This window comes from Klebsiella sp. HC6 (genome assembly GCF_022605325.1).
Taxonomy (GTDB): Bacteria; Pseudomonadota; Gammaproteobacteria; order Enterobacterales; family Enterobacteriaceae; genus Klebsiella; species Klebsiella terrigena.
In genome coordinates this window covers 323,833-343,292 of sequence record NZ_CP093276.1, presented here as the reverse complement: position 1 = coordinate 343,292, position 19,460 = coordinate 323,833, and the positions used below count along the sequence as shown (strand labels likewise).

General features: G+C 57.9%; 18 protein-coding genes. 2 read left to right on the top strand and 16 right to left on the bottom strand.

Annotated elements, in window-relative coordinates:
* Positions 1-12: 12 nt before the first annotated feature.
* Positions 13-1,755, bottom strand: a complete 1,743-nt coding sequence (gene ggt / locus MMW58_RS01575) for a gamma-glutamyltransferase (RefSeq protein WP_241722664.1) — start codon at positions 1,753-1,755, stop codon at positions 13-15.
* Between the two features lie 120 nt (positions 1,756-1,875).
* On the opposite strand from ggt, the gene MMW58_RS01570 reads away from it, so the two are divergent.
* A complete protein-coding gene (locus MMW58_RS01570; RefSeq protein WP_159236532.1) occupies positions 1,876-2,199 on the top strand; it encodes a DUF2756 family protein in 324 nt (107 codons plus the stop codon).
* A gap of 18 nt (positions 2,200-2,217) precedes the next feature.
* Here the strand turns inward: MMW58_RS01570 and ugpQ are convergent, their stop codons facing one another.
* The 10 genes from ugpQ to livK form a co-directional block, all read right to left on the bottom strand.
* Positions 2,218-2,958 (bottom strand): glycerophosphodiester phosphodiesterase, encoded by a 741-nt coding sequence (gene ugpQ / locus MMW58_RS01565; RefSeq protein ID WP_241722663.1) that lies wholly within the window; start codon positions 2,956-2,958, stop codon positions 2,218-2,220.
* Positions 2,955-4,025, bottom strand: coding sequence for a sn-glycerol-3-phosphate import ATP-binding protein UgpC (locus MMW58_RS01560; protein ID WP_095102953.1), 1,071 nt, complete (start codon positions 4,023-4,025; stop codon positions 2,955-2,957). Before MMW58_RS01560 ends, ugpQ begins: the two co-directional genes overlap by 4 nt.
* A 269-nt stretch (positions 4,026-4,294) precedes the next feature.
* Positions 4,295-5,140: a sn-glycerol-3-phosphate ABC transporter permease UgpE gene (gene ugpE / locus MMW58_RS01555; RefSeq protein WP_133600067.1), complete on the bottom strand. Its 846-nt coding sequence runs from the start codon at positions 5,138-5,140 to the stop codon at positions 4,295-4,297.
* Positions 5,137-6,024, bottom strand: coding sequence for a sn-glycerol-3-phosphate ABC transporter permease UgpA (gene ugpA, locus MMW58_RS01550; RefSeq protein WP_041147479.1), 888 nt, complete (start codon positions 6,022-6,024; stop codon positions 5,137-5,139). Before ugpA ends, ugpE begins: the two co-directional genes overlap by 4 nt.
* A 139-nt stretch (positions 6,025-6,163) precedes the next feature.
* The gene (gene ugpB, locus MMW58_RS01545) at positions 6,164-7,480 is read right to left on the bottom strand and encodes a sn-glycerol-3-phosphate ABC transporter substrate-binding protein UgpB (protein WP_041143047.1); all 1,317 of its coding nucleotides are present in this window, start codon (positions 7,478-7,480) and stop codon (positions 6,164-6,166) included.
* A gap of 259 nt (positions 7,481-7,739) precedes the next feature.
* On the bottom strand, positions 7,740-8,453 hold the full coding sequence (gene livF / locus MMW58_RS01540) for a high-affinity branched-chain amino acid ABC transporter ATP-binding protein LivF (protein ID WP_004868545.1): 714 nt from the start codon (positions 8,451-8,453) through the stop codon (positions 7,740-7,742).
* A 2-nt stretch (positions 8,454-8,455) separates the two neighbouring features.
* Positions 8,456-9,223, bottom strand: a complete 768-nt coding sequence (livG, locus tag MMW58_RS01535; protein WP_041143048.1) for a high-affinity branched-chain amino acid ABC transporter ATP-binding protein LivG — start codon at positions 9,221-9,223, stop codon at positions 8,456-8,458.
* Positions 9,220-10,497: a branched chain amino acid ABC transporter permease LivM gene (gene livM, locus MMW58_RS01530; protein WP_041143049.1), complete on the bottom strand. Its 1,278-nt coding sequence runs from the start codon at positions 10,495-10,497 to the stop codon at positions 9,220-9,222. The genes livG and livM overlap by 4 nt, the downstream gene beginning before the upstream one ends.
* Positions 10,494-11,420, bottom strand: coding sequence for a high-affinity branched-chain amino acid ABC transporter permease LivH (gene livH / locus MMW58_RS01525; RefSeq protein WP_241722662.1), 927 nt, complete (start codon positions 11,418-11,420; stop codon positions 10,494-10,496). The genes livM and livH overlap by 4 nt, the downstream gene beginning before the upstream one ends.
* A gap of 155 nt (positions 11,421-11,575) precedes the next feature.
* Positions 11,576-12,685, bottom strand: a complete 1,110-nt coding sequence (livK, locus tag MMW58_RS01520; RefSeq protein WP_133600068.1) for a high-affinity branched-chain amino acid ABC transporter substrate-binding protein LivK — start codon at positions 12,683-12,685, stop codon at positions 11,576-11,578.
* A 421-nt stretch (positions 12,686-13,106) separates the two neighbouring features.
* Between livK and panM the strand changes: the two genes are divergently transcribed.
* On the top strand, positions 13,107-13,490 hold the full coding sequence (gene panM, locus MMW58_RS01515) for an aspartate 1-decarboxylase autocleavage activator PanM (RefSeq protein ID WP_241722661.1): 384 nt from the start codon (positions 13,107-13,109) through the stop codon (positions 13,488-13,490).
* Between the two features lie 347 nt (positions 13,491-13,837).
* Here the strand turns inward: panM and livJ are convergent, their stop codons facing one another.
* The 5 genes from livJ to ftsE form a co-directional block, all read right to left on the bottom strand.
* Positions 13,838-14,941, bottom strand: coding sequence for a branched chain amino acid ABC transporter substrate-binding protein LivJ (gene livJ / locus MMW58_RS01510; RefSeq protein ID WP_123552469.1), 1,104 nt, complete (start codon positions 14,939-14,941; stop codon positions 13,838-13,840).
* Positions 14,942-15,186: 245 nt separating this feature from the next.
* Entirely contained in the window at positions 15,187-16,452 is a 1,266-nt protein-coding gene (locus tag MMW58_RS01505) for a 4-aminobutyrate--2-oxoglutarate transaminase (RefSeq protein ID WP_133600070.1), read from the bottom strand.
* Between the two features lie 173 nt (positions 16,453-16,625).
* The gene (rpoH, locus tag MMW58_RS01500) at positions 16,626-17,480 is read right to left on the bottom strand and encodes an RNA polymerase sigma factor RpoH (protein WP_041143056.1); all 855 of its coding nucleotides are present in this window, start codon (positions 17,478-17,480) and stop codon (positions 16,626-16,628) included.
* A gap of 264 nt (positions 17,481-17,744) precedes the next feature.
* Positions 17,745-18,797, bottom strand: coding sequence for a permease-like cell division protein FtsX (ftsX, locus tag MMW58_RS01495; RefSeq protein ID WP_045853997.1), 1,053 nt, complete (start codon positions 18,795-18,797; stop codon positions 17,745-17,747).
* Positions 18,790-19,458, bottom strand: a complete 669-nt coding sequence (ftsE, locus tag MMW58_RS01490) for a cell division ATP-binding protein FtsE (protein ID WP_004868565.1) — start codon at positions 19,456-19,458, stop codon at positions 18,790-18,792. Before ftsE ends, ftsX begins: the two co-directional genes overlap by 8 nt.
* Positions 19,459-19,460: the final 2 nt, after the last annotated feature.

The following is a 19,460-nucleotide window of genomic DNA, read 5'->3' as shown; positions in this document are numbered from 1 at the left end:
GTTGGAAATAGCCTAGTATCCGGCGGTTAAATCCCCCGGTGAACGCGGGTCAGACGCGCCGTACAGCGTGCCGTCCGGGCCGACCATAATACTTTGCGTGCTGCCCATCGCCTCTTTCACCGCTACCTTCTGCCCTCTTTCCGTCAGCAGCTTCAGGGTATCCGGGCTAAAGCCCTTCTCCACCCGCAGCTCATCGGGCAGCCACTGATGATGGAAGCGCGGCGCGTTGGTGGCTTCCGCGACGTTCATCCCAAAATCGATGGAGTTCACCACCATCTGCAGCACCGTCGTGATAATCCGGCTGCCGCCCGGGCTGCCGGTGACCAGCCAGGTTTTACCGTCCTTGACCACAATCGTCGGCGACATTGACGACAGCGGGCGTTTTTTCGGTCCGACAGCGTTGGCGTCACCGCCCACCAGCCCGTAAACGTTGGGCACGCCGGGCTTCGCCGAGAAATCATCCATCTGATTGTTCATTAAGATACCGGAGTTCCCCGCCACAATGCCGGTACCAAAAGTGGTGTTCAGCGTGTAGGTCACCGCCACCGCGTTGCCGTCCTTATCCACCACCGAGAAGTGGGTAGTCTGGTTGCTCTCGTAAGGCGCCAGCTTGCCCGGGCGGATCTGGCTGGAGGGTTTCGCCTTGTTGATATCGATCTGCTCGGCTATCGATTTGGCGTAGGCCTTGCTGGTGAGCGCCTGCCACGGAACCTTAACGAAATCCGGATCGCCAAGGTACTCAGAACGATCGGCATAGGCGTGCTTCTCCGCTTCCGCCATCACCTGCATGGCGTCCGCGCTGCCGAAGCCGAACTTATGCATATCGAAGTTTTCGAGGATATTGAGGATCTGCACGATGTGGATCCCCCCGGAGGAAGGCGGCGGCATTGAGAACACCTGGTAGCCGCGATAGTCGCCGCTTATCGGCGTGCGCTCCACCGCCCGGTAGTTCGCCAGGTCCGCTTTGGTGATCAGCCCGCCGTTTTTTTGCATCTCATCGGCGATCTGGTCGGCAATCGCCCCTTTATAAAACGCGTCCGGGCCGTGCTCGGCGATCAGCTCCAGGCTTTTTCCCAGCTGCTTTTGCACCAGCTTGTCGCCCTTTTTCAGCGGCTCACCGTTTTTCCAGAAGATAGCCCGGCTGTTGGCGTGATTCGGGATCACCTCGCTGCCGTAGGTTTTCAGGTCGTCCGCCAGCGCATCGTTGACCGTGAAGCCCTCTTCAGCCAGCTTGATGGCCGGACGAATCACCTTGTTCAGCGGCATGGTGCCATATTTTTCCAGCGCCAGCGAGAAGCCGGCCACGCTGCCCGGCGTGCCGGAGGCGAGATGCGAGGTCAGCGACTTTTTACTATCCGGGTTGCCCTGGTCATCGAGGAACATATCCCGGGTTGCCTGCTCCGGCGCCATTTCGCGAAAATCAATGGCCGTCGTTTTACCGTCTTTGGTGCGCAGCATCATAAAGCCGCCGCCGCCAATATTGCCCGCCTGCGGGTGCGTGACCGCCAGCGCATAGCCCACGGCCACCGCCGCATCGACGGCGTTTCCACCCTGGCGCAAAATATCCACGCCGACGCGGGTAGCCAGGGCATCAACCGACGCCACCATCCCCTGCTGGGCGCGAACCGGGTGAAAGACATCCTCTTCAACCCCGTAGGATACGGGAGGCGGGGCGGGGTTTGCGGCGACGGTAAAGCTCCCGCCCGCCAGCAGCAAAGCGATGACCGCCTGACGCCAGAATAGTGTTGTTATCATTGCCATACTCCTGAATCTGTTTTTGTCCCTGCATAAGCCTGGTTTATAAGTCCTAAAAAATCATTGTTATGCCGAAAAGGAGGTACACTTAAGCGATCCCACGCACGGGAGGAGAGAACAATGAAGGCAATACTATTTCTGGCAGCGCTGATGCCGTTGACCGCCCTCGCACAGCCGCTTAATACCACTAATAATCCCAACCAGCCGGGGTACGTCGTCCCCAGCCAGCAGCGGATGCAAAACCAGATGCAGGTCCAGCAGCAGCAGCACCAGAACATGCTGAAGCAGGATATGCAGAACCAGACGCGCGCTCAGCAGCAGCATCTTCAAACTCAGCTGAACAACAACCAGCAGCGCGTATTGCAGAGCGGGAATGTGAATTCGCAGCAGCAGGTGCTGCCGAATAGTAACGGTGGCATGCTGCCGCGACAGACGACCCCGTAAAGGCCGCCCGTCGGCAGATTAGGGCTGGAAGTTGGGGCCGATGACGTCTATCGCATCGGTACAGATGCTGTCGACGCCCCAGCGCAGCAGCTCGGCGGCACGCTGGGGTTTATTGACGGTATACACCAGAATATGCAGGCCGGCGGCCTTCAGGCTCGCCGCCCGCGCCTCATCAAGCAGCTTATGGTTTAGGTGAATCGACACGCAGCCCAGCCGGGCGGTCAGCTCGCGCCAGTCCTCACGCCACTCGTCCAGTAGCAGCCCGCGGGGCAGCTCGGGCGCCGCCTGCTGCGCCGCTTCCAGGGCGTCAATTTCAAACGATGACAGCAGCGGCGCGGTCATGCCGTGCCACAGCTCGCGGGCCGCTAAGGCCACCACCTTGCCGGTCAGCGGGCCGGTGCCGGTGGTGGGCTTAATTTCGATATTGGCCATCATGTTCAGCTGCCGGCAGCGCTCCGCCACGGCGGAGAGCAGCGGCAGCGGCTCGCCTTTAAATTCGCGGCCGTACCAGCTTCCCGCATCAACGTTCAGCAGCTCATGCCACGCCAGCTCGCCCGCCACGCCCCAGCCGTTGCTGGTGCGCTCGAGATTATCGTCATGCAGCAAAAAGATCTGTCCATCCTTCGACAGCTTGGCGTCAAACTCGATCATGGTATGACCAAAGCGAGCGCCGGTATCAATAGCGGCGAGGGTATTCTCCGGCGCCAGCTTTCCGCCGCCGCGATGGGCGACGATATGGGGGTAAGGCCAGTAACTCATGCGCGTTGTCCTGTTTCACCATCAAAGAGGTGCAGATGATCCTGCGGCAGATGCAGCCACAGCGTGCTGCCCGCCGCCGGACGCTGCTGATGCGGCAGCCTGACGACCAGCTTCTGCGCGCCCCAGCGCCCGTGGGCGAGGTTATCGGCACCTAAAATTTCCAGCGTATCCATCACCAGCGGTACGCCGCCTTCCGTCTCGGGGCCTGCGGCAAAATGTTCCGGACGGATGCCGAGGGTCATCTTACGCCCGGCGTGGCGACGATGCTCGCTATTGATCGGCAGACGCAGGCCGCCTTCCAGTTCAAAACGGCTGCCGTCGTCGCTGATGCGCCCGTCCAGCAGGTTCATCGCCGGGCTGCCGATAAAGCTCGCCACAAAGCGGCTGGCCGGCTTTTCGTAAACCTCTACCGGCGTGCCAATCTGCTCGGCGACGCCTTTATTCATCACCATCACCCGCTGGGCGAGGGTCATCGCCTCAACCTGGTCGTGGGTAACGTACAGCGAGGTGGTTTTCAGCCGACGGTGCAGCTGCTGGAGCTCCAGACGCATCTGCACGCGCAGCTTGGCGTCAAGGTTCGACAGGGGTTCATCAAACAGGAATACCGCCGGATCGCGAACGATGGCGCGGCCCATCGCCACGCGCTGGCGCTGGCCACCGGAGAGCTCGCGCGGGCGGCGCTTGAGCAGGCCATCAAGCTCCAGAATGCGCGCCGCTTCCTGCACCCGCTCGTCAATCAGGCTTTTACCCATCCCGCGAATTTTCAGCCCCCAGGCCATGTTCTCCTCCACGCTCATATGCGGGTAGAGGGCGTAGTTCTGGAACACCATCGCGATGCCGCGATCCTTCGGCTCCATCTCGGTGACGCGCTGGCGGTTAATCCAGATATCGCCGCTGGTCACCCGCTCAAGCCCGGCCACCATCCGCAGCAGCGTCGATTTGCCGCAGCCGGAAGGCCCGACCATTACGATAAACTCCCCGTCCGCCACGTCGAGCGTCAGCGGCTGAATCACCTGGGTTTTGCCATCCCAGCTTTTGGTTACTGCCTGTAGTTTAAGTCCTGCCATAAAAGGTTGTATCCCTTGATTGTTCATGAACGTCGCTGGCGGCTATTTTTGCTCGGGGCAAGGCGCAAGCGTCGCAGTTTGGTGGGCCCAAATAAGACGCGAGTAACGCGGTACCGGGCAAAAATGGCCCCAGCCCTTCGGGACGCGTGCCGAAATCGCGTACTCTGCGTTGTCGGATTTGGACATAGGCCCACTATGTCCATCATCCTCCGCCTTGATTACGCGGTTTCGGCTCAGCGTCGACGCCACGAACAATCAAGGGATACAACCTACTTCTCACTGTCCACTAAACCGCGCACAAACGCGCGCTGCATGGCTAAAACGATAACAACCGGGGGAATCAGCGTCAGCAGCATTGCCGCCATCACCTGATTCCACTGCGTGGTACCCTCGCCGGTGGCGATCATGCCTTTGATACCCGCCACCGCGGTGCCGAGATTGATATCCTGAATAATCAGCAGCGGCCACAGGTACTGGTTCCAGCCGTAGATAAAGGTGATAACGAACAGCGCCGCGAGATTGGTTTTCGACAGCGGCAGCACGATGTCGCGGAAAAAGCGCATCGGCGAGGCGCCGTCGATGCGCGCCGCTTCAATCAGCTCATCCGGCAGGGTCATAAAGAACTGGCGGAACAGGAAGGTGGCGGTTGCCGAGGCCATCAGCGGCAGCGTCAGGCCGGCGTAGCTATCGAGCATCTTCAGGTTGGCAATCACCTCTACCGTCGGGAAAATTCGCACCTCAACCGGCAGCATCAGGGTGATAAAAATCATCCAGAAGAACAGGTTACGCAGCGGGAAGCGGAACCAGACGATGGCGAACGCCGACAGCATCGACACCACGATTTTGCCCACCGTAATGCTGAACGCCATGATGAAGCTGTTGAGCATCATCAGCCAGAACGGCGCGCTGTTGGCCCCCACGCCCTGCTGCCAGATGGTAGCCATATTTTCCAAAAGGTGGCCGCCGGGGATCAGCGTCATCGGCGTCTCAAAGACCGCCTTGTTGTCCAGCGTGGCCGCGACGAAGGCGACGTACAGCGGAAACAGAATGACGGCAATTCCCGCAATCAGCATGGTGTGGCTGAAAATCGTCAGCCCGGGACGGTTCTCAATCATTGGTAGCGCACCTTACGTTCAACATAGCGGAACTGAACCACCGTCAGCACAATCACCAGCATCATCAGCACCACCGACTGCGCGGCGGAAGCGGAGAGATCGAGCCCGGCAAAGCCTTCACGATAGATCTTATAAATCAGCGTCGTCGTCGCCTGGACCGGGCCGCCGGCGGTGGCAGCATCGATAACCGGGAAGGTATCGAAGAAGGCGTAAACCAGGTTGACGACCAGCAGGAAGAAGCTCACCGGCGCAATCAGCGGCAGCGCCAGCTTGAAAAAGCGGCGGACAGGGCCGGCCCCGTCAATCGCCGCGGCCTCCACCAGCGAGCGCGGGATCGACTGCAGCGCGGCGAAGAAGAACAGGAAATTGTAGCTAATCTGCTTCCATACCGAAGCAAACACCACGAGGAACATCGCCTGGCCGCTGTTCTGCGCGTGGTTCCAGTCGTAGCCCATCTCGCCGAGAAAATGGGTAATCAGCCCGCGTCCTGGGTTAAAGAGGAAAATCCACAGCACCGCGGCGACCGCGGGCGCGACGGCGTAGGGCAGCAGCATCAGCGTTTGATAGAAGCGGCTGCCGCGCACCACGTAGTCGACCAGCGCGGCGAAAAACAGCGAGACGATCAGGCCGCTGAACGTCACCATCGAGCTGAACTTGATGGTGGTCCAGAATGAGTCCAGATAGTACGGGTCGTGGAACAGGGTAACGAAGTTATCCATGCCGACGAACTGGCTGGAGAGGCCAAACGGGTCGACGCTCTGCAGCGAATACCACAGCGCCTCGCCCGCGGGCCAGATAAAGAAAATAATGGTGATAATCAGCTGCGGCGCAACCAGCAGATAGGGCAGCCAGCGCGAGCGGAATACCGGACGGGTTGATGACATGAGGTTACTCTTTTGCTCGATGATGCCTACCGATTCACTGCTACCGGCGATCGCCAAAGGCGGATGTCCCCCGGTAAGCGCGGCGCTACCGGGGAACCTCCGTTCGACCTACTGCCCTGAACCTATCGGCATCAATACGTTACGACTTAGTCGACTGCTCGAAACGACGCAGCAGCTGGTTACCGCGCTCAACCGCTGAATCCAGCGCCTGCTGCGGGGTTTTCTTGCCGGTCCAAACGCTTTCCAGCTCCTCGTCCACTACGGTACGGATCTGCGGCATATTGCCCAGGCGCAGGCCTTTGGTGAACGGCAGCGGCGGCTTGTTCAGCATCTGACGAGTGGCGATATCGGCGCCGGGATTCTTGTCATAGAAGCCCTGCTGACGGGTCAGATCGTAGGCGGCGGTAGTGATCGGCAGATAGCCGGTTTTCTGGTGCCATTCCGCAGCGATTTCCGGTTTTGTCAGGAACTCGAGGAATTTCGCCACTCCGGTGTAGGTCTCTTTATCTTTGCCCTGCATCACCCACAGGCTCGCCCCGCCGATAATGGCGTTCTGCGGCGCGCCCTTAACGTCGGCATCGTACGGCATCATCCCGACGCCATAGTTGAATTTGGCGTACTGGCGGATATCGGCCAGCGAGCCGGAGGAGGCGGTGGTAATCGCGCAGTCACCGTTGTAGAACTTCTCGGTGGACTCATCTTTACGCCCGAAGTAGCTGAAGTCGCCCTTCTTGTTCATCGCTTCCAGCATGGCGATATGCTTCACCTGCTCCGGCTTGTTGAACTCCAGAACCGCATCGGTGCCATCGAAGCCGTTGTTTTTGGTGGCGACCGGCAGACCGTGCCAGGCGCTGAAGTTCTCAATCTGAATCCAGCCCTGCCAGCCGCTGGCGTAGCCGCACTTCATTCCGGCGGCCTTCAGCTTCGCGGTATAGGCGGCCAGGTCCTGCCAGGTTTTCGGCGGCTGCTCCGGATCTAAGCCGGCTTTTTTGAAGGCGTCTTTGTTGTAGTACAGCACCGGGGTGGAGCTGTTAAAAGGCTGGGAGAGGAGGTGGCCAGTTTTAGAGTCGGTGTAGTAGCCGGAAACGGTCGGCACGAACTGCGATTCATCAAACTTAATGCCCGCATCGGTGAAGACCTGATACACCGGCTTGATGGCTTTTGACGCCATCATCGTCGCGGTGCCGACTTCATAAACCTGCAGCAGCGCCGGGGCGTTGCCGGTACGAAACGCGGCGATACCGGCGCTCAGGCTCTGCTCATAGTTACCTTTGTAGACCGGCGTAATTTTGTAATCCGGATTGGCCGCGTTGAAACGCTGCGCCAGAGAATCAACTTCTTTACCCAGCTCCCCTTCCATTGAGTGCCAGAACGGGATGGTAGTTACTGCGAGGGCCTGGCCGGCAAATGCCAGGCTAAGCGCCAGTCCTAAAGCCGTATGTCGTAACGATATCATCGGTTATCTCTCTTGTTGTTCCAGATGCGCGATTTCACGCGTTTGATGTTCGCGGGGGTAACATGACATGCTCGAATTACAGAAAAATAACTCTTTTATTACAAAAAAAAGATAGTAAGACGTCAGGGAGATGGCAAGACGATGAAAGATCGGAGACAGGAAAGTGGGAGCTGCGACACGTCAAGGGGATGATTGCCGGCCGGCGGCGCTCTGGTTGAGGAATATCCCGGCCGGGCGGCCGGGAATAAGAGCGAGGAGATTAGCCTCCCAGGTAGGCGCTACGCACCGCTTCGTTAGCCAGCAGCGCGTCGCCGGTATCCTCAAGCACCACGTGGCCGTTCTCGAGCACGTAGCCGCGATCGGCAAGCTTCAGCGCCTGGTTGGCGTTCTGCTCCACAAGGAAAATGGTCATCCCCTGCTCGCGCAGCTGTTCGATGGTGTTGAAAATCTGCTGGATGATAATCGGCGCCAGGCCCAGAGAAGGTTCATCCAGCAGCAGCAGGCGCGGCTGGCTCATCAGCGCACGGCCAATCGCCAGCATCTGCTGTTCGCCGCCGGACATGGTGCCCGCGCGCTGAATGCGGCGCTCAAGCAGACGCGGGAACAGTTCGTATACCCACTTAATGCGGGTCTGGAACTGGTCACGGTCGGCAAAAAAACCGCCCATCGCGAGGTTCTCTTCGACCGTCATCCGCGAGAAGACGCGACGCCCTTCCGGAACAATCGCCACCGCTTCGCGCATGATTTTCGCGGTCTGCCAGTCGGTAATATCCTTACCGTCAAACACCACCTTTCCGCTGCTGGCGCGCGGGTCGCCGCACAGGGTGCCGAGCAGCGTGGTTTTACCCGCGCCGTTGGCGCCAATCAGGGTCACAATCTCCCCCTGATTGATATGCAGGCTGACGTTATGCAGCGCCTGAATCTTGCCGTAGTGGGCGCTTACGTTGTCAAAAGATAACATCACTTTTTCCATGCTTATGCCTCACCAAGGTATGCGCGGATCACGTCCGGGTTGTTGCGGATCTCTTCCGGCGTTCCGTTGGCCAGCGGCGTGCCCTGGTTTACCACGTAAATGCGATCGGAAATGCCCATCACCAGCTTCATATCGTGTTCAATCAGCAGGATGGTGGTGTTGTGATGACTGCGCAGCTCGGCGATCAGTTCGTCGAGCTCCTTGGTCTCTTTAGGGTTCAGGCCCGCCGCCGGTTCGTCCAGCATCAGGATTTCCGGCTGCGTCACCATGCAGCGAGCGATCTCCAGACGCCGCTGGTCGCCGTAGGCGAGGTTGCTGGCCTGGCGGTTAGCCTGCTCCAGCAGGCCGATACGCTCAAGCCAGGCGGCGGCGCGATCCAGCGCTTCGCTCTGCGCGCGGCGGAAGGTCGGCGTTTTCAGCAGCCCGGAGAAGACGCCGGTTTTCAACTGCTGATGCTGCGCTACCAGCAGGTTTTCAATCACCGTCATTTCACGGAACAGGCGCACGTGCTGGAAGGTACGCACGACGCCCATGCGGGCAATCTGCTGACCCGGCAGCCCTTCCAGGTGCTGGTCACGCAGCATAATCGAACCGCCGGTCGGCTTATAGAAACCGGTGAGGCAGTTAAAGACCGTGGTCTTCCCGGCGCCGTTAGGGCCGATCAGCGAAACAATTTCCTGCGGACGCAGCTCCAGCGACACGTTGTTGACCGCCAGCAGGCCGCCAAAGCGCATCATCAGGCCGCTTACGGATAATAATGGCTGACTCATGCCTGCTCTCCTTTAGCCTGACCTTTTTTCAGCTTAAGCTGCGGGCGCGTCATCGGCAGCAGACCCTGCGGACGCCAGATCATCATCAGTACCATCAGGCCACCCAGCATCAGCATGCTGTATTCGTTGAAATCACGCATCAGCTCGCGCGATACCACCAGTAAAATAGCGGCCAGAATCACCGCAAACTGCGAGCCCATCCCGCCCAGCACGACGATGGCCAGTACGAAGGCCGACTCGGCGAAGGTAAAGGATTCCGGGCTGACGAAGCCCTGGCGGGCGGCAAACAGCGTCCCGGCAAAACCGGCAAACGCCGCGCTGATGGTAAAGGCGGTCAGCTTGATGCGCGTCGGATTGAGGCCCAGAGAACGACAGGCAATCTCATCTTCACGCAGCGCTTCCCACGCGCGGCCCAGCGGCATGCGCAGCAGGCGGTTAATCACGAACAGCGAGAAGACCACCAGCAGCAGCGCCACCAGGTAGAGGAAAATCACCCTATCGCTGGGGTCGTACTTGACGCCAAAGAAGTTGCTGAAGGTATCCCATCCGCCTTCGCGGGCGCTGCGGCTAAACTCGAGGCCAAACAGCGTCGGCTTAGGGATCTGGCTGATGCCGTTCGGGCCGCCGGTCACTTCGGTGTTATTGAGCAGCAAAATACGCACAATTTCGCCGAAGCCGAGGGTCACAATCGCCAGATAGTCACCGCGCAGGCGCAGCACCGGGAAGCCCAGCAGGAAGCCCGCAGCGGCCGAAACCAGCCCCGCCAGCGGCAGGCAGGTCCAGAAGCCGAGGCCGTAATAGTGGTTCAGCAGCGCGAAGGTGTAGGCGCCGATAGCGTAGAAGCCGCCGTAGCCCAGTACCAGCAGGCCGGACAGCCCCACCACCACGTTCAGTCCCAGGCCGAGAATGATGTAAATCATGGTCAGGGTGGCGATATCCACCGTGCCGCGCGACACCATAAACGGCCACGCGACGGCGATAACCAGCAGCGCCACCAGGAACAGCTTCTGCTTTACCGTCGACCCGTCGATGGCCGGCAGAATAAACTTCGGCCCGGAGACGTTTTTCAGGGTTTTCTGGAACAGCGGGCGCATCAGCTGGAAGAGGAAGACCACCGCCGTGCCGATGAAGATCCACTGCCAGCGGATATCCGCCGCGGTATCCACCACCAGTTTGGTGCCGTCCAGCTCCAGCTGCACGCCCATAAAGACGCCGGCCAGAATAAAGAACATCACCGCGGAGAGCAGCGCCATTGCAATATGCATCGGTTTCATACTTTCTCAACCTCCGGGCGACCGAGGATACCGGTAGGCATCACTAACAGCACCAGAATCAGCAGCGCAAAGGAGACCACGTCTTTATATTCGGTGCTGAGATAGGCGGAGGAGAGCGCTTCGGCGATACCCAAAATCAGACCACCGATCATCGCGCCAGGAATACTGCCGATGCCGCCCAGGACCGCTGCGGTAAAGGCTTTCATCCCGGCCATAAAGCCGATGTAGGGGTTGATAACGCCGTAGAACTGACCGAGGAGCACCCCGGCGACCGCGGCCATCGCGGCGCCGATAACAAAGGTCAGGGCAATAACGCGATCGGTGTTAATTCCCAGCAGGCTGGCCATTTTCAGGTCTTCCGCGCAGGCGCGGCAGGCACGACCCATACGCGAATAGCGGATAAACAGCGTCAGCGCCAGCATCGCCACAAAGGTGACGATCCAAATAACCAGCTGCATGGTGGTGATCGTGGCGGGGAAGTTTTCGCTGCTGCCCACCGTCCACTGGCCGTTAAACAGGCTCGGCAGCGCCACGTCGCGCGACCCTTCCGTCAGGCTGACGTAGTTTTGCAGGAAGATTGACATCCCGATGGCGGAAATCAGCGCAATCAGACGCTTGGAGCTGCGCACCGGCCGATAGGCCACGCGTTCAATACTCCAGCCATAGGCGCTGGCAATAATGATCGCCCCGACGAATCCGGCGGCGACCAGCAGCCAGCTGGTGTCGATACCCATCATCATCAGCGCGGCAATGATCATGAAGGAGACGTAGCTCCCTATCATATACACCTCGCCGTGGGCGAAGTTAATCATGCCAATAATGCCGTATACCATCGTGTAACCGATGGCGATCAGCGCATAGGTACTGCCAAGCGTGACGCCGTTAAACATCTGCTGCAGAAAGTAGAGAAACTGCTCGGACATAAGGTAACCTTTCTAAACCCGGCAAGGCGGGATGTTGAATCCCACTCTCAACGATTCGAGCGGCGGACGGACGGCAAATGTTTCCCTCCCCGGAAGCCCCGGGGCGGATAAACGTCGTCTACGCATCTGCGGCTCAAACCATGCGAGTGGTTGTCTTATTTTGCGGCCGAGGATGACCCATCCGCGTGCCACTGGAAGACACCAAACTCAAATCCCTTCAAATCGCCTTTTTCGTCCCAATTCAGCGGCCCAATCACGGTTTTCGCGCCGTGAGCTTTCAGATCTTTGATTAAGTCCAGCGGCTCCTGGCTGCTGCTTCTGTCCATCGCCTGCGCTAAGGACTGCACGGCAGCGTAGGTAATCCAGACGTACGGCCCGCTCGGATCTTTTTTCTCCGCTTTCAGCGCGTCTACGATAGCGCTGTTTGCCGGATCCTGGTCATAGCGTTTCGGCATTGTCACCAGCATGCCTTCTGCCGCGGCGCCTGCGATATTGGACAGCGAAGCATTGCCCACGCCCTCAGGACCCATAAAGACGGTTTTCAGGCCGTTAGCCCGCGCCTGGCGCAGCATCTGCCCCATTTCCGGGTAATAGCCACCGTAGTAAACGAAATCAATATTCTCTTTCTGCAGGCGAGACAGCAGCGCGGAGAAGTCTTTCTCACCGGCGGTGATCCCGTCGAAGAAGACGATGTTGGCGTTGCCTTTTTTCAGGCTCTCCTGGACCGAACGCGCCAGGCCTTCACCGTACTGCTGCTTGTCATGAATGATAGCAATACGCTGCGGTTTAACCTTTTCCAGAATATATTTTGCGGCGGTCGGCCCCTGCGAGGAGTCGAGGCCGGCGGTACGCATGATGTACTGATAGCCGCGCTGGGTCAGCTCGGGGTTAGTGGCCCCCGGAGAGATCATCAGAATGCCTTCATCTTCGTAGATATCGGAGGCCGGCTGGGTTGAGGAGGAGCAGAGGTGGCCGATAACGTATTTAATCCCTTCGTTAACGATTTTGTTCGCCACCGCGACGGCCTGTTTAGGGTCGCAGGCGTCGTCATACTCCACGCCAACCAGCTTATCGCCCTTAATCCCGCCCTGCGCGTTAATATCTTTAATTGCCTGACGCGCACCGTTGAACTCCATATCGCCCCATTGCGCTACCGGACCGGACATCGCCCCCACGACGGCGACTTTTATCTCTTTGGCGATTACCGCGTGCGACATGGTCAGTGCGACTAATCCCGCAATGATTGTTTTCGCGTTCCTTTTCATGCTTCAGAACCCCGTTCGTAATGTGGTGTAAATATTTTGTATTTTTATGGTTAAAAAGCATTCTGTGCTTTTATTAAACAACGCTACTTTTACCATGATCTTTAATGGTTTAGCGCAGTTTTTTGCCGGAAACCAGATTAAAATCTCTATTTTTCAGGCGATTAAGCAAAGATAATATTCTGTATTCTCGCGAAGATAAACAAAAAAAGTCCCGTTTTCAGCATAAAATAACGATACTTATGGCGGAATAAAACGCTGCACTTTAGGTTAAAACTCTGCTTATTTTTCGATCCATAACGCATTGCGCTACCCTGCATTCGCCAGGAAAACGAATCGCCTGATGAATGCGCAAAAAACAGCGCTCCGCCGGGCAGTCATTTTAGGTACACTGACGCATCCGTTTTGACTGGACTTGCCGCGCATGAAACTGACCATTATTCGTTTAACGCACTTCAGCGATCAGGATCGCATCGATTTAGGGAAAATCTGGCCGTCACGCGATCTGGCCGGGATCCCAATGGATGAAAGCCACGCTATTTACGCCGCCCGCTTTAACGAGCGCCTGCTGGCCGCCGTTTGTGTGACCTTAGACGGCGCAGAGGGCGAGCTGAGCGCGCTGTGCGTGCGCGAAGTCACCCGCCGTCGCGGCGTCGGGCAGTATCTGGTGGAAGAAGTGCTGCAAAGAAATCCAGAAATCGGTCGCTGGCGGATGGCGGATACCGGTATTGAAGACCACCGCGTCATGTCAGCGTTTATGCAAGCGCTGGGCTTCAGCGCCCATAACGGCGGTTGGGAAAAGCGTTAAAAACGAAGCGGGAAAACTCCGGATGACGGCGCATCGCGCCTTATCCGGGCGACGGTAACTTCAGTTTGTCCAGCATGACATTTATTTAGCCGAGAACGACCGCTTTCTCCGACCACAATCACGCCGCATTTAACCAATAATCCCCTGCTTTTCCCGGCCGCAAAGCGACCGTTTATTTAACCCATAATCTCTGTTTTTCCCGGCCTAAAAGAGGCCATTTATTTAACCGAGAATTTCGCGCTACAGGCAGGCGGCAAGCTCTGAAATCCCCGGGAGCTTACATGAGTAAGTGACCGGGGTTGAAGAGCGCAGCCAACGCACCTGTAGCGTGAAAGGCGAAGGTTAAATTATTTGGCGTCGGTCGCGGTGCCATCGGCATGCCACGTAAACACGCCGAACTCGAAGCCTTTCAGGTCGCCCTTCGCATCCCATGACAGCGGCCCCATCACGGTATCAACAGAGTTTGCCTTCAGGTATTTCGCAATGGCTGCCGGGTCTTCAGACTGGTTCAGGCCCGCCTGCAGCGACTGGATAGCCGCATAGGTAGTCCAGACAAACGCGCCGCTCGGATCCTGTTTTTTCGCCTTGATGGCGTCAACGATCGGTTTGTTCGCCGGAACCTGGTCATAGTTCTTCGGCTTGGTGACCAGCATGCCTTCAGCGGACTGACCGGCAATGTTAGACAGGGAAACGTTCGCTACGCCTTCCGGTCCCATAAACTGCGTTTTCAGGCCGGCCGCGCGCGATTGCCGCAGAATCTGCCCCATTTCCGGGTGATAGCCGCCGTAGTAAACGAAGTCGATATTTTCTTTCTTCAGACGCGCCACCAGCGTGGAGAAATCTTTCTCACCGGCGGTGATGCCGTCAAAGAACACGACGTTAGCGCCGCCTTTTTTCAGGCCATCCTGCACCGCGCGCGCCAGACCTTCACCGTACTGCTGCTTATCGTGAACGATAGCGATACGCTTCGGTTTCACCTTATCAATGATGTATTTAGCCGCCGTCGGGCCCTGGTCAGAATCCAGGCCGGTGGTGCGCAGAATCATTTTATATCCGCGCGCGGTCAGCTCCGGCGCCGTTGCGGCCGGGGTGATCATCAGAATGCCTTCGTCTTCATAGATATCGGACGCCGGCTGAGTAGAAGAGGAGCATAAGTGGCCGATAACGTACTTAATGCCGTCATTAACGACTTTGTTAGCCACCGCTACCGCCTGTTTCGGGTCGCAGGCATCATCATATTTTACGATTTGCAGCTTATTGCCTTTGATACCGCCCTTCGCGTTAATATCGGCAACCGCCTGCTCAGCGCCGGTAAACTCCTGATCGCCATACTGCGCCACCGGGCCAGACATCGCGCCAACCACGGCAATTTTGATATCTTCAGCCAGCGCTGCATTGCTCATTATCAAGGCGATACATCCTGCCAGTAACGCTTTACCCTTCATATTCATCCTGAAGCTCCCCATTATTATGGTTTTTTGCATTTGTTGTGATGTTGTTTTTTAGCGCATTATTCTAATTAATCACATAAGAAAAGCATATGATAGCTAGATTAAGGTCTGCCGCTCGCGCCTTTGCAGCACACTATGCTAGAACATATCCCATTTTTCAGAATTTGAAACAACATTTTTTTAGGTTATGTAACAGTTATGTGACTGAAGCAGAACGCCACTCCGCAGAGTGGCGAGATGTGGGGCTATGCGGCCAGCGCGCGCTGAATAATCGCCAGCGCCTGGCGGAATTGCGCATCGGGGATGGTGAGCGGATAGAGGAAGCGGATGACGTTGCCGTAAACGCCGCAGGTCAGCAGCAGCAGCCCTTCAGCCAGCGCGCGCTGCTGGACGGCCTGAGTGAACGCGCTCGACGGCTCGCCGGTTTGCGGATCAAAAAACTCGACCGCAACCATCGACCCCTGCGCCCGCACCTCGGCAATCTGCGGGCACGACGCTTTGGCCTGGTTGAGGACCTCAACCAGATGGTGGCCAAGCTCATTTGCCCGCTGGCAAAGCTGCTCTTCGGCAATCACATCCAGCACCGCGTGCGCGGCGGCAATCGCCAGCGGGTTCCCGGCGTAGGTGCCGCCAAGGCCGCCCGGCGCGGGAGCATCCATCACCTCCGCCCGCCCGGCCACCGCCGAAAGCGGCATTCCACCCGCCAGGCTTTTCGCCATCGTGATCAGGTCGGGCTGCACGCTATAGTGCTCCATCGCAAACAGCTTGCCGGTTCGCCCAAAGCCAGACTGCACCTCATCCGCAATCAGCAGGATGCCGTGGGTATCACAGATCGCACGCAGCGCCTGCATAAATCCGGCAGGCGCTGCGTTGAACCCGCCCTCGCCCTGTACCGGCTCAATGACGATGGCCGCCACCTGATCCGCTGCGATATCGGCCTTAAAGAGGCGCTCGAGGCTTTTTATCGCCTCTTCGCTGCTGACGCCGTGCAGCGCATTGGGATACTGAGCGTGGAAAACGGATCCCGGGAACGGGCCGAAGCCGATTTTATAGGGAGCCACCTTGCCGGTCAGCGCCATCGTCATGTAGGTTCGGCCGTGGAAAGCGCCGCCAAAGGTGATGATTCCCGGACGACGGGTCCAGGCGCGGGCAATTTTGACCGCATTCTCTACCGCTTCCGCGCCGGTGGAGAAGAAGGCCGTTTTGACGGCGCCGGAGACAGGCACCAAAGCGTTAATGCGTTCGGCCAGCGTGACGTAGCTGGCGTAGGGGACAATCTGATAGGCCGTATGGGTAAAAGCCTCCAGCTGCGAGGCCACCGCGGCGACAACTTTGGGGTGTCGATGCCCGGTGTTGAGCACCGCAATCCCCGCCGCAAAATCGATAAACTCCCGGCCTTCAATATCCCACAGCGTCGCGTTCTCGGCCTTTTGCGCGTAGAAGTCGCACATGACGCCCACGCCACGCGGCGTCGCCTGCTGTCGACGCTGATTAAGATCGTTATTTTTCACCCGCCTTCTCCCTATATGAATTTAGTAAGTCATGCCTGTCTAAAAACAATAGCGCCTGCCCGGCATTCAAGCCCAGCGGAAGAAGAAATTAATATGGTTGAAGCCTGGAGGGATAAAAAAACAAAAAGCCCCCGCTGAGACAGCGGGGGCTTCTTTTAATGCCGGGAACAGGCTTACGCTTCGATAGCGGTACGCAGTTTCTTCATGGCGTTCTTTTCAAGCTGGCGTACGCGCTCAGCCGAAACGCCGTAGCGATCCGCCAGCTCCTGCAGCGTGGACTTGTTGTCTTCGTCCAGCCAGCGGGCGCGGATGATATCCTGGCTACGCTCGTCGAGGCCCTGCATCGCGTCGGTCAGCTTGTTTGCCGCCTGCTCTTCCCAGTTATCATCTTCAATACCGTCGGCAAAGTTAGACGTTTTATCCTGCAGATAGAGCACCGGAGCCATCGGCTGGCTATCGGACTCGTCGTCCGACGACATGTCGAAGGTCATATCCTGCGCCGCCATACGCGATTCCATCTCGCGCACGTCTTTGCTTGATACGCCCAGCTCACGGGCAACCATTTCCACTTCATCCTGGTTAAACCAGCCCAGACGCTGCTTGGTTTTACGCAGGTTAAAGAACAGCTTACGCTGGGCTTTGGTGGTCGCGACCTTCACAATACGCCAGTTACGCAGAACGTATTCGTGAATTTCGGCCTTAATCCAGTGCACGGCAAAGGAGACCAGACGCACGCCGACTTCCGGATTAAAACGGCGCACGGCTTTCATCAGGCCAATGTTGCCTTCCTGAATCAGGTCCGCCTGCGGCAGGCCATAGCCCGAGTAGTTACGAGCAATATGAACAACAAAGCGCAGGTGAGACAGGATCAGCCTTTTCGCTGCTTCCAGATCGCCCTGGTAATGCAGCTTTTCAGCAAGCTCCCGCTCTTCATCGGCCGATAACATCGGCCATGTGTTCGCAGCCCGGATGTAGGATTCCAGGTTACCAACGGGGGCTAAGGCTAAAGTTTGCATATCTTTGGTCATTCAAATCCTCTCAATCGATATCGTCTGGCTCGACAGTTCCCGCTTAGACAGCCGGGCAACAATCATGCCAGCGTTTATGAGCAACGAGAATATCACCCACATTAGTATCAGACAGTGATTTTATCCACAAGTTCCATGCAACGGTGTGAATACATTACGCACAAAATGTGACATGGAGATGAAGCGTAGGGAAGAGACAACAGGGACTCTTTCCCTGCAGAGAGACATTCAGTCAGTGCAGGGAAAGATTATACCAGAAAATTTTTAATCGGGAGTAAAGTGACGTAAATGTTGCACCGTCGCCAGCCAGGCTGCAACCCAGCCGATCATCGAGCAGACGATCAGCATCAGCAGACACTCGTCGAAGCCCAGACCGCTGAGCTCAAACTGAGTCCCGAATACCTTCGCCACTTCCGTTACCGCCGATGACAGGCGCATCACCATAATCTCCGACAGGATCAGCGATAAAAACGCACCGCAGAAGCCCAGCAGCGCGCCGCCGTAGAGGAACGGACGCAGGATAAAACCATCCGTTGCACCAATCAGCTTCTGCACGTTGATGGTATCGCGGCGGGCAAAGATGCTCAGGCGCACGCTGTTTCCAATCACCAGGAACACGGCGGCCACCATCAGCACGCCGATCAGCGCCGAGACGCGGCCAACCAGCCCGGTCAGCGAAGAGAGGCGCGCAAACCAGCTGTCATCCATGCGGACTTCATCGATGCCCTGAATATGCTTAATCCGATCGCGCAGGGTGTTGAGCGAGTCGGTTCCCTGGAAATCCAGCTTCGGCACGACAATCGCCACCGCCGGCAGCGGGTTCTCTTCCAGCATATCCAGCGCGCCGCCAAAGCCGGACCAGTTGCGGAACTCGCCTAAAGCTTCATCCCGCGACAGATAGTTGACCTTCTCTACGCCCTGCTCCGCCTGCAGCTGCCCGACCACCCGCGCCGCGGCGTCATCGTCCAGCGTCTTCTCCAGGTAGACGGTGATCTGCGGCGATGGATAGTACTGCGACGCCGCGCTGTTAACGTTTTTGTACACCATGTAGCACACGCTCGGCAGCGTCAGCGAAATGGCGATGACCATGATAGTCAGGAAAGTGGCCAGCGGCGTGCTTTTCAGATCCTGTACCGCACCGTGCCAGGCGTAGCGCACCTGCTCATTGAAAACGTTGCTTTTACGAGAAGCCGGATTCGGCGCCGCTTTTGGCCGCTTCGGCGCATTGCGCCCGCCGCCTGCCCCTGCAGCATTGCGGATGCGGTCAAATCGGCTGCCAAACTGGCGAATGTGGTTTATTGCGTCGCGCTTATTCACCCCAGTGGCCTCCGTGCATATGCCCGTCGCTCAGGGTCAGCATGCGATACGAACGACTGGAGATCAGCCCCAGGTCGTGCGTCGCCATCAGAACCGTAACCCCTACGCGGTTAAACTCTTCAAACAGTCGTAAAATCCCCTCCGAGAGCGCCTCGTCGAGGTTACCGGTCGGTTCATCCGCCAGCAGCACCGCCGGCTTGTTCACCACCGCGCGGGCGATGCCCACGCGCTGCTGCTCACCGCCGGAGAGTTGGATCGGAAGATTTTTCGCTTTGTCCAGCAGCCCGACTTTATCCAGCGCCGCCGACACCCGGCGGCGGATATCATCCCCGCTGGCGCCGGCAATAATCAGCGGGATCGCCACGTTATCAAACACGGTGCGATCCATCAGCAGATGGTGGTCCTGGAAAATCATGCCGATCTGGCGGCGCAAAAACGGCACCTCACGGCTCTTCAGGCGGCTAATATCGTGGCCGCCGAACAAAATTTTGCCGGCGCTCGGCCGCTCGATGCCGCAGATAAGCTTGAGCAGGGTACTTTTCCCCGCGCCGGAGTGGCCGGTCAGGAACGCCATCTCGCCCGACTGCAGGTGGAAGTTCACCCCCTGCAGCGCTTGTCTCCCACCGAGATAGGCTTTGCTGACTTGTTCAAAGCGAATCATGA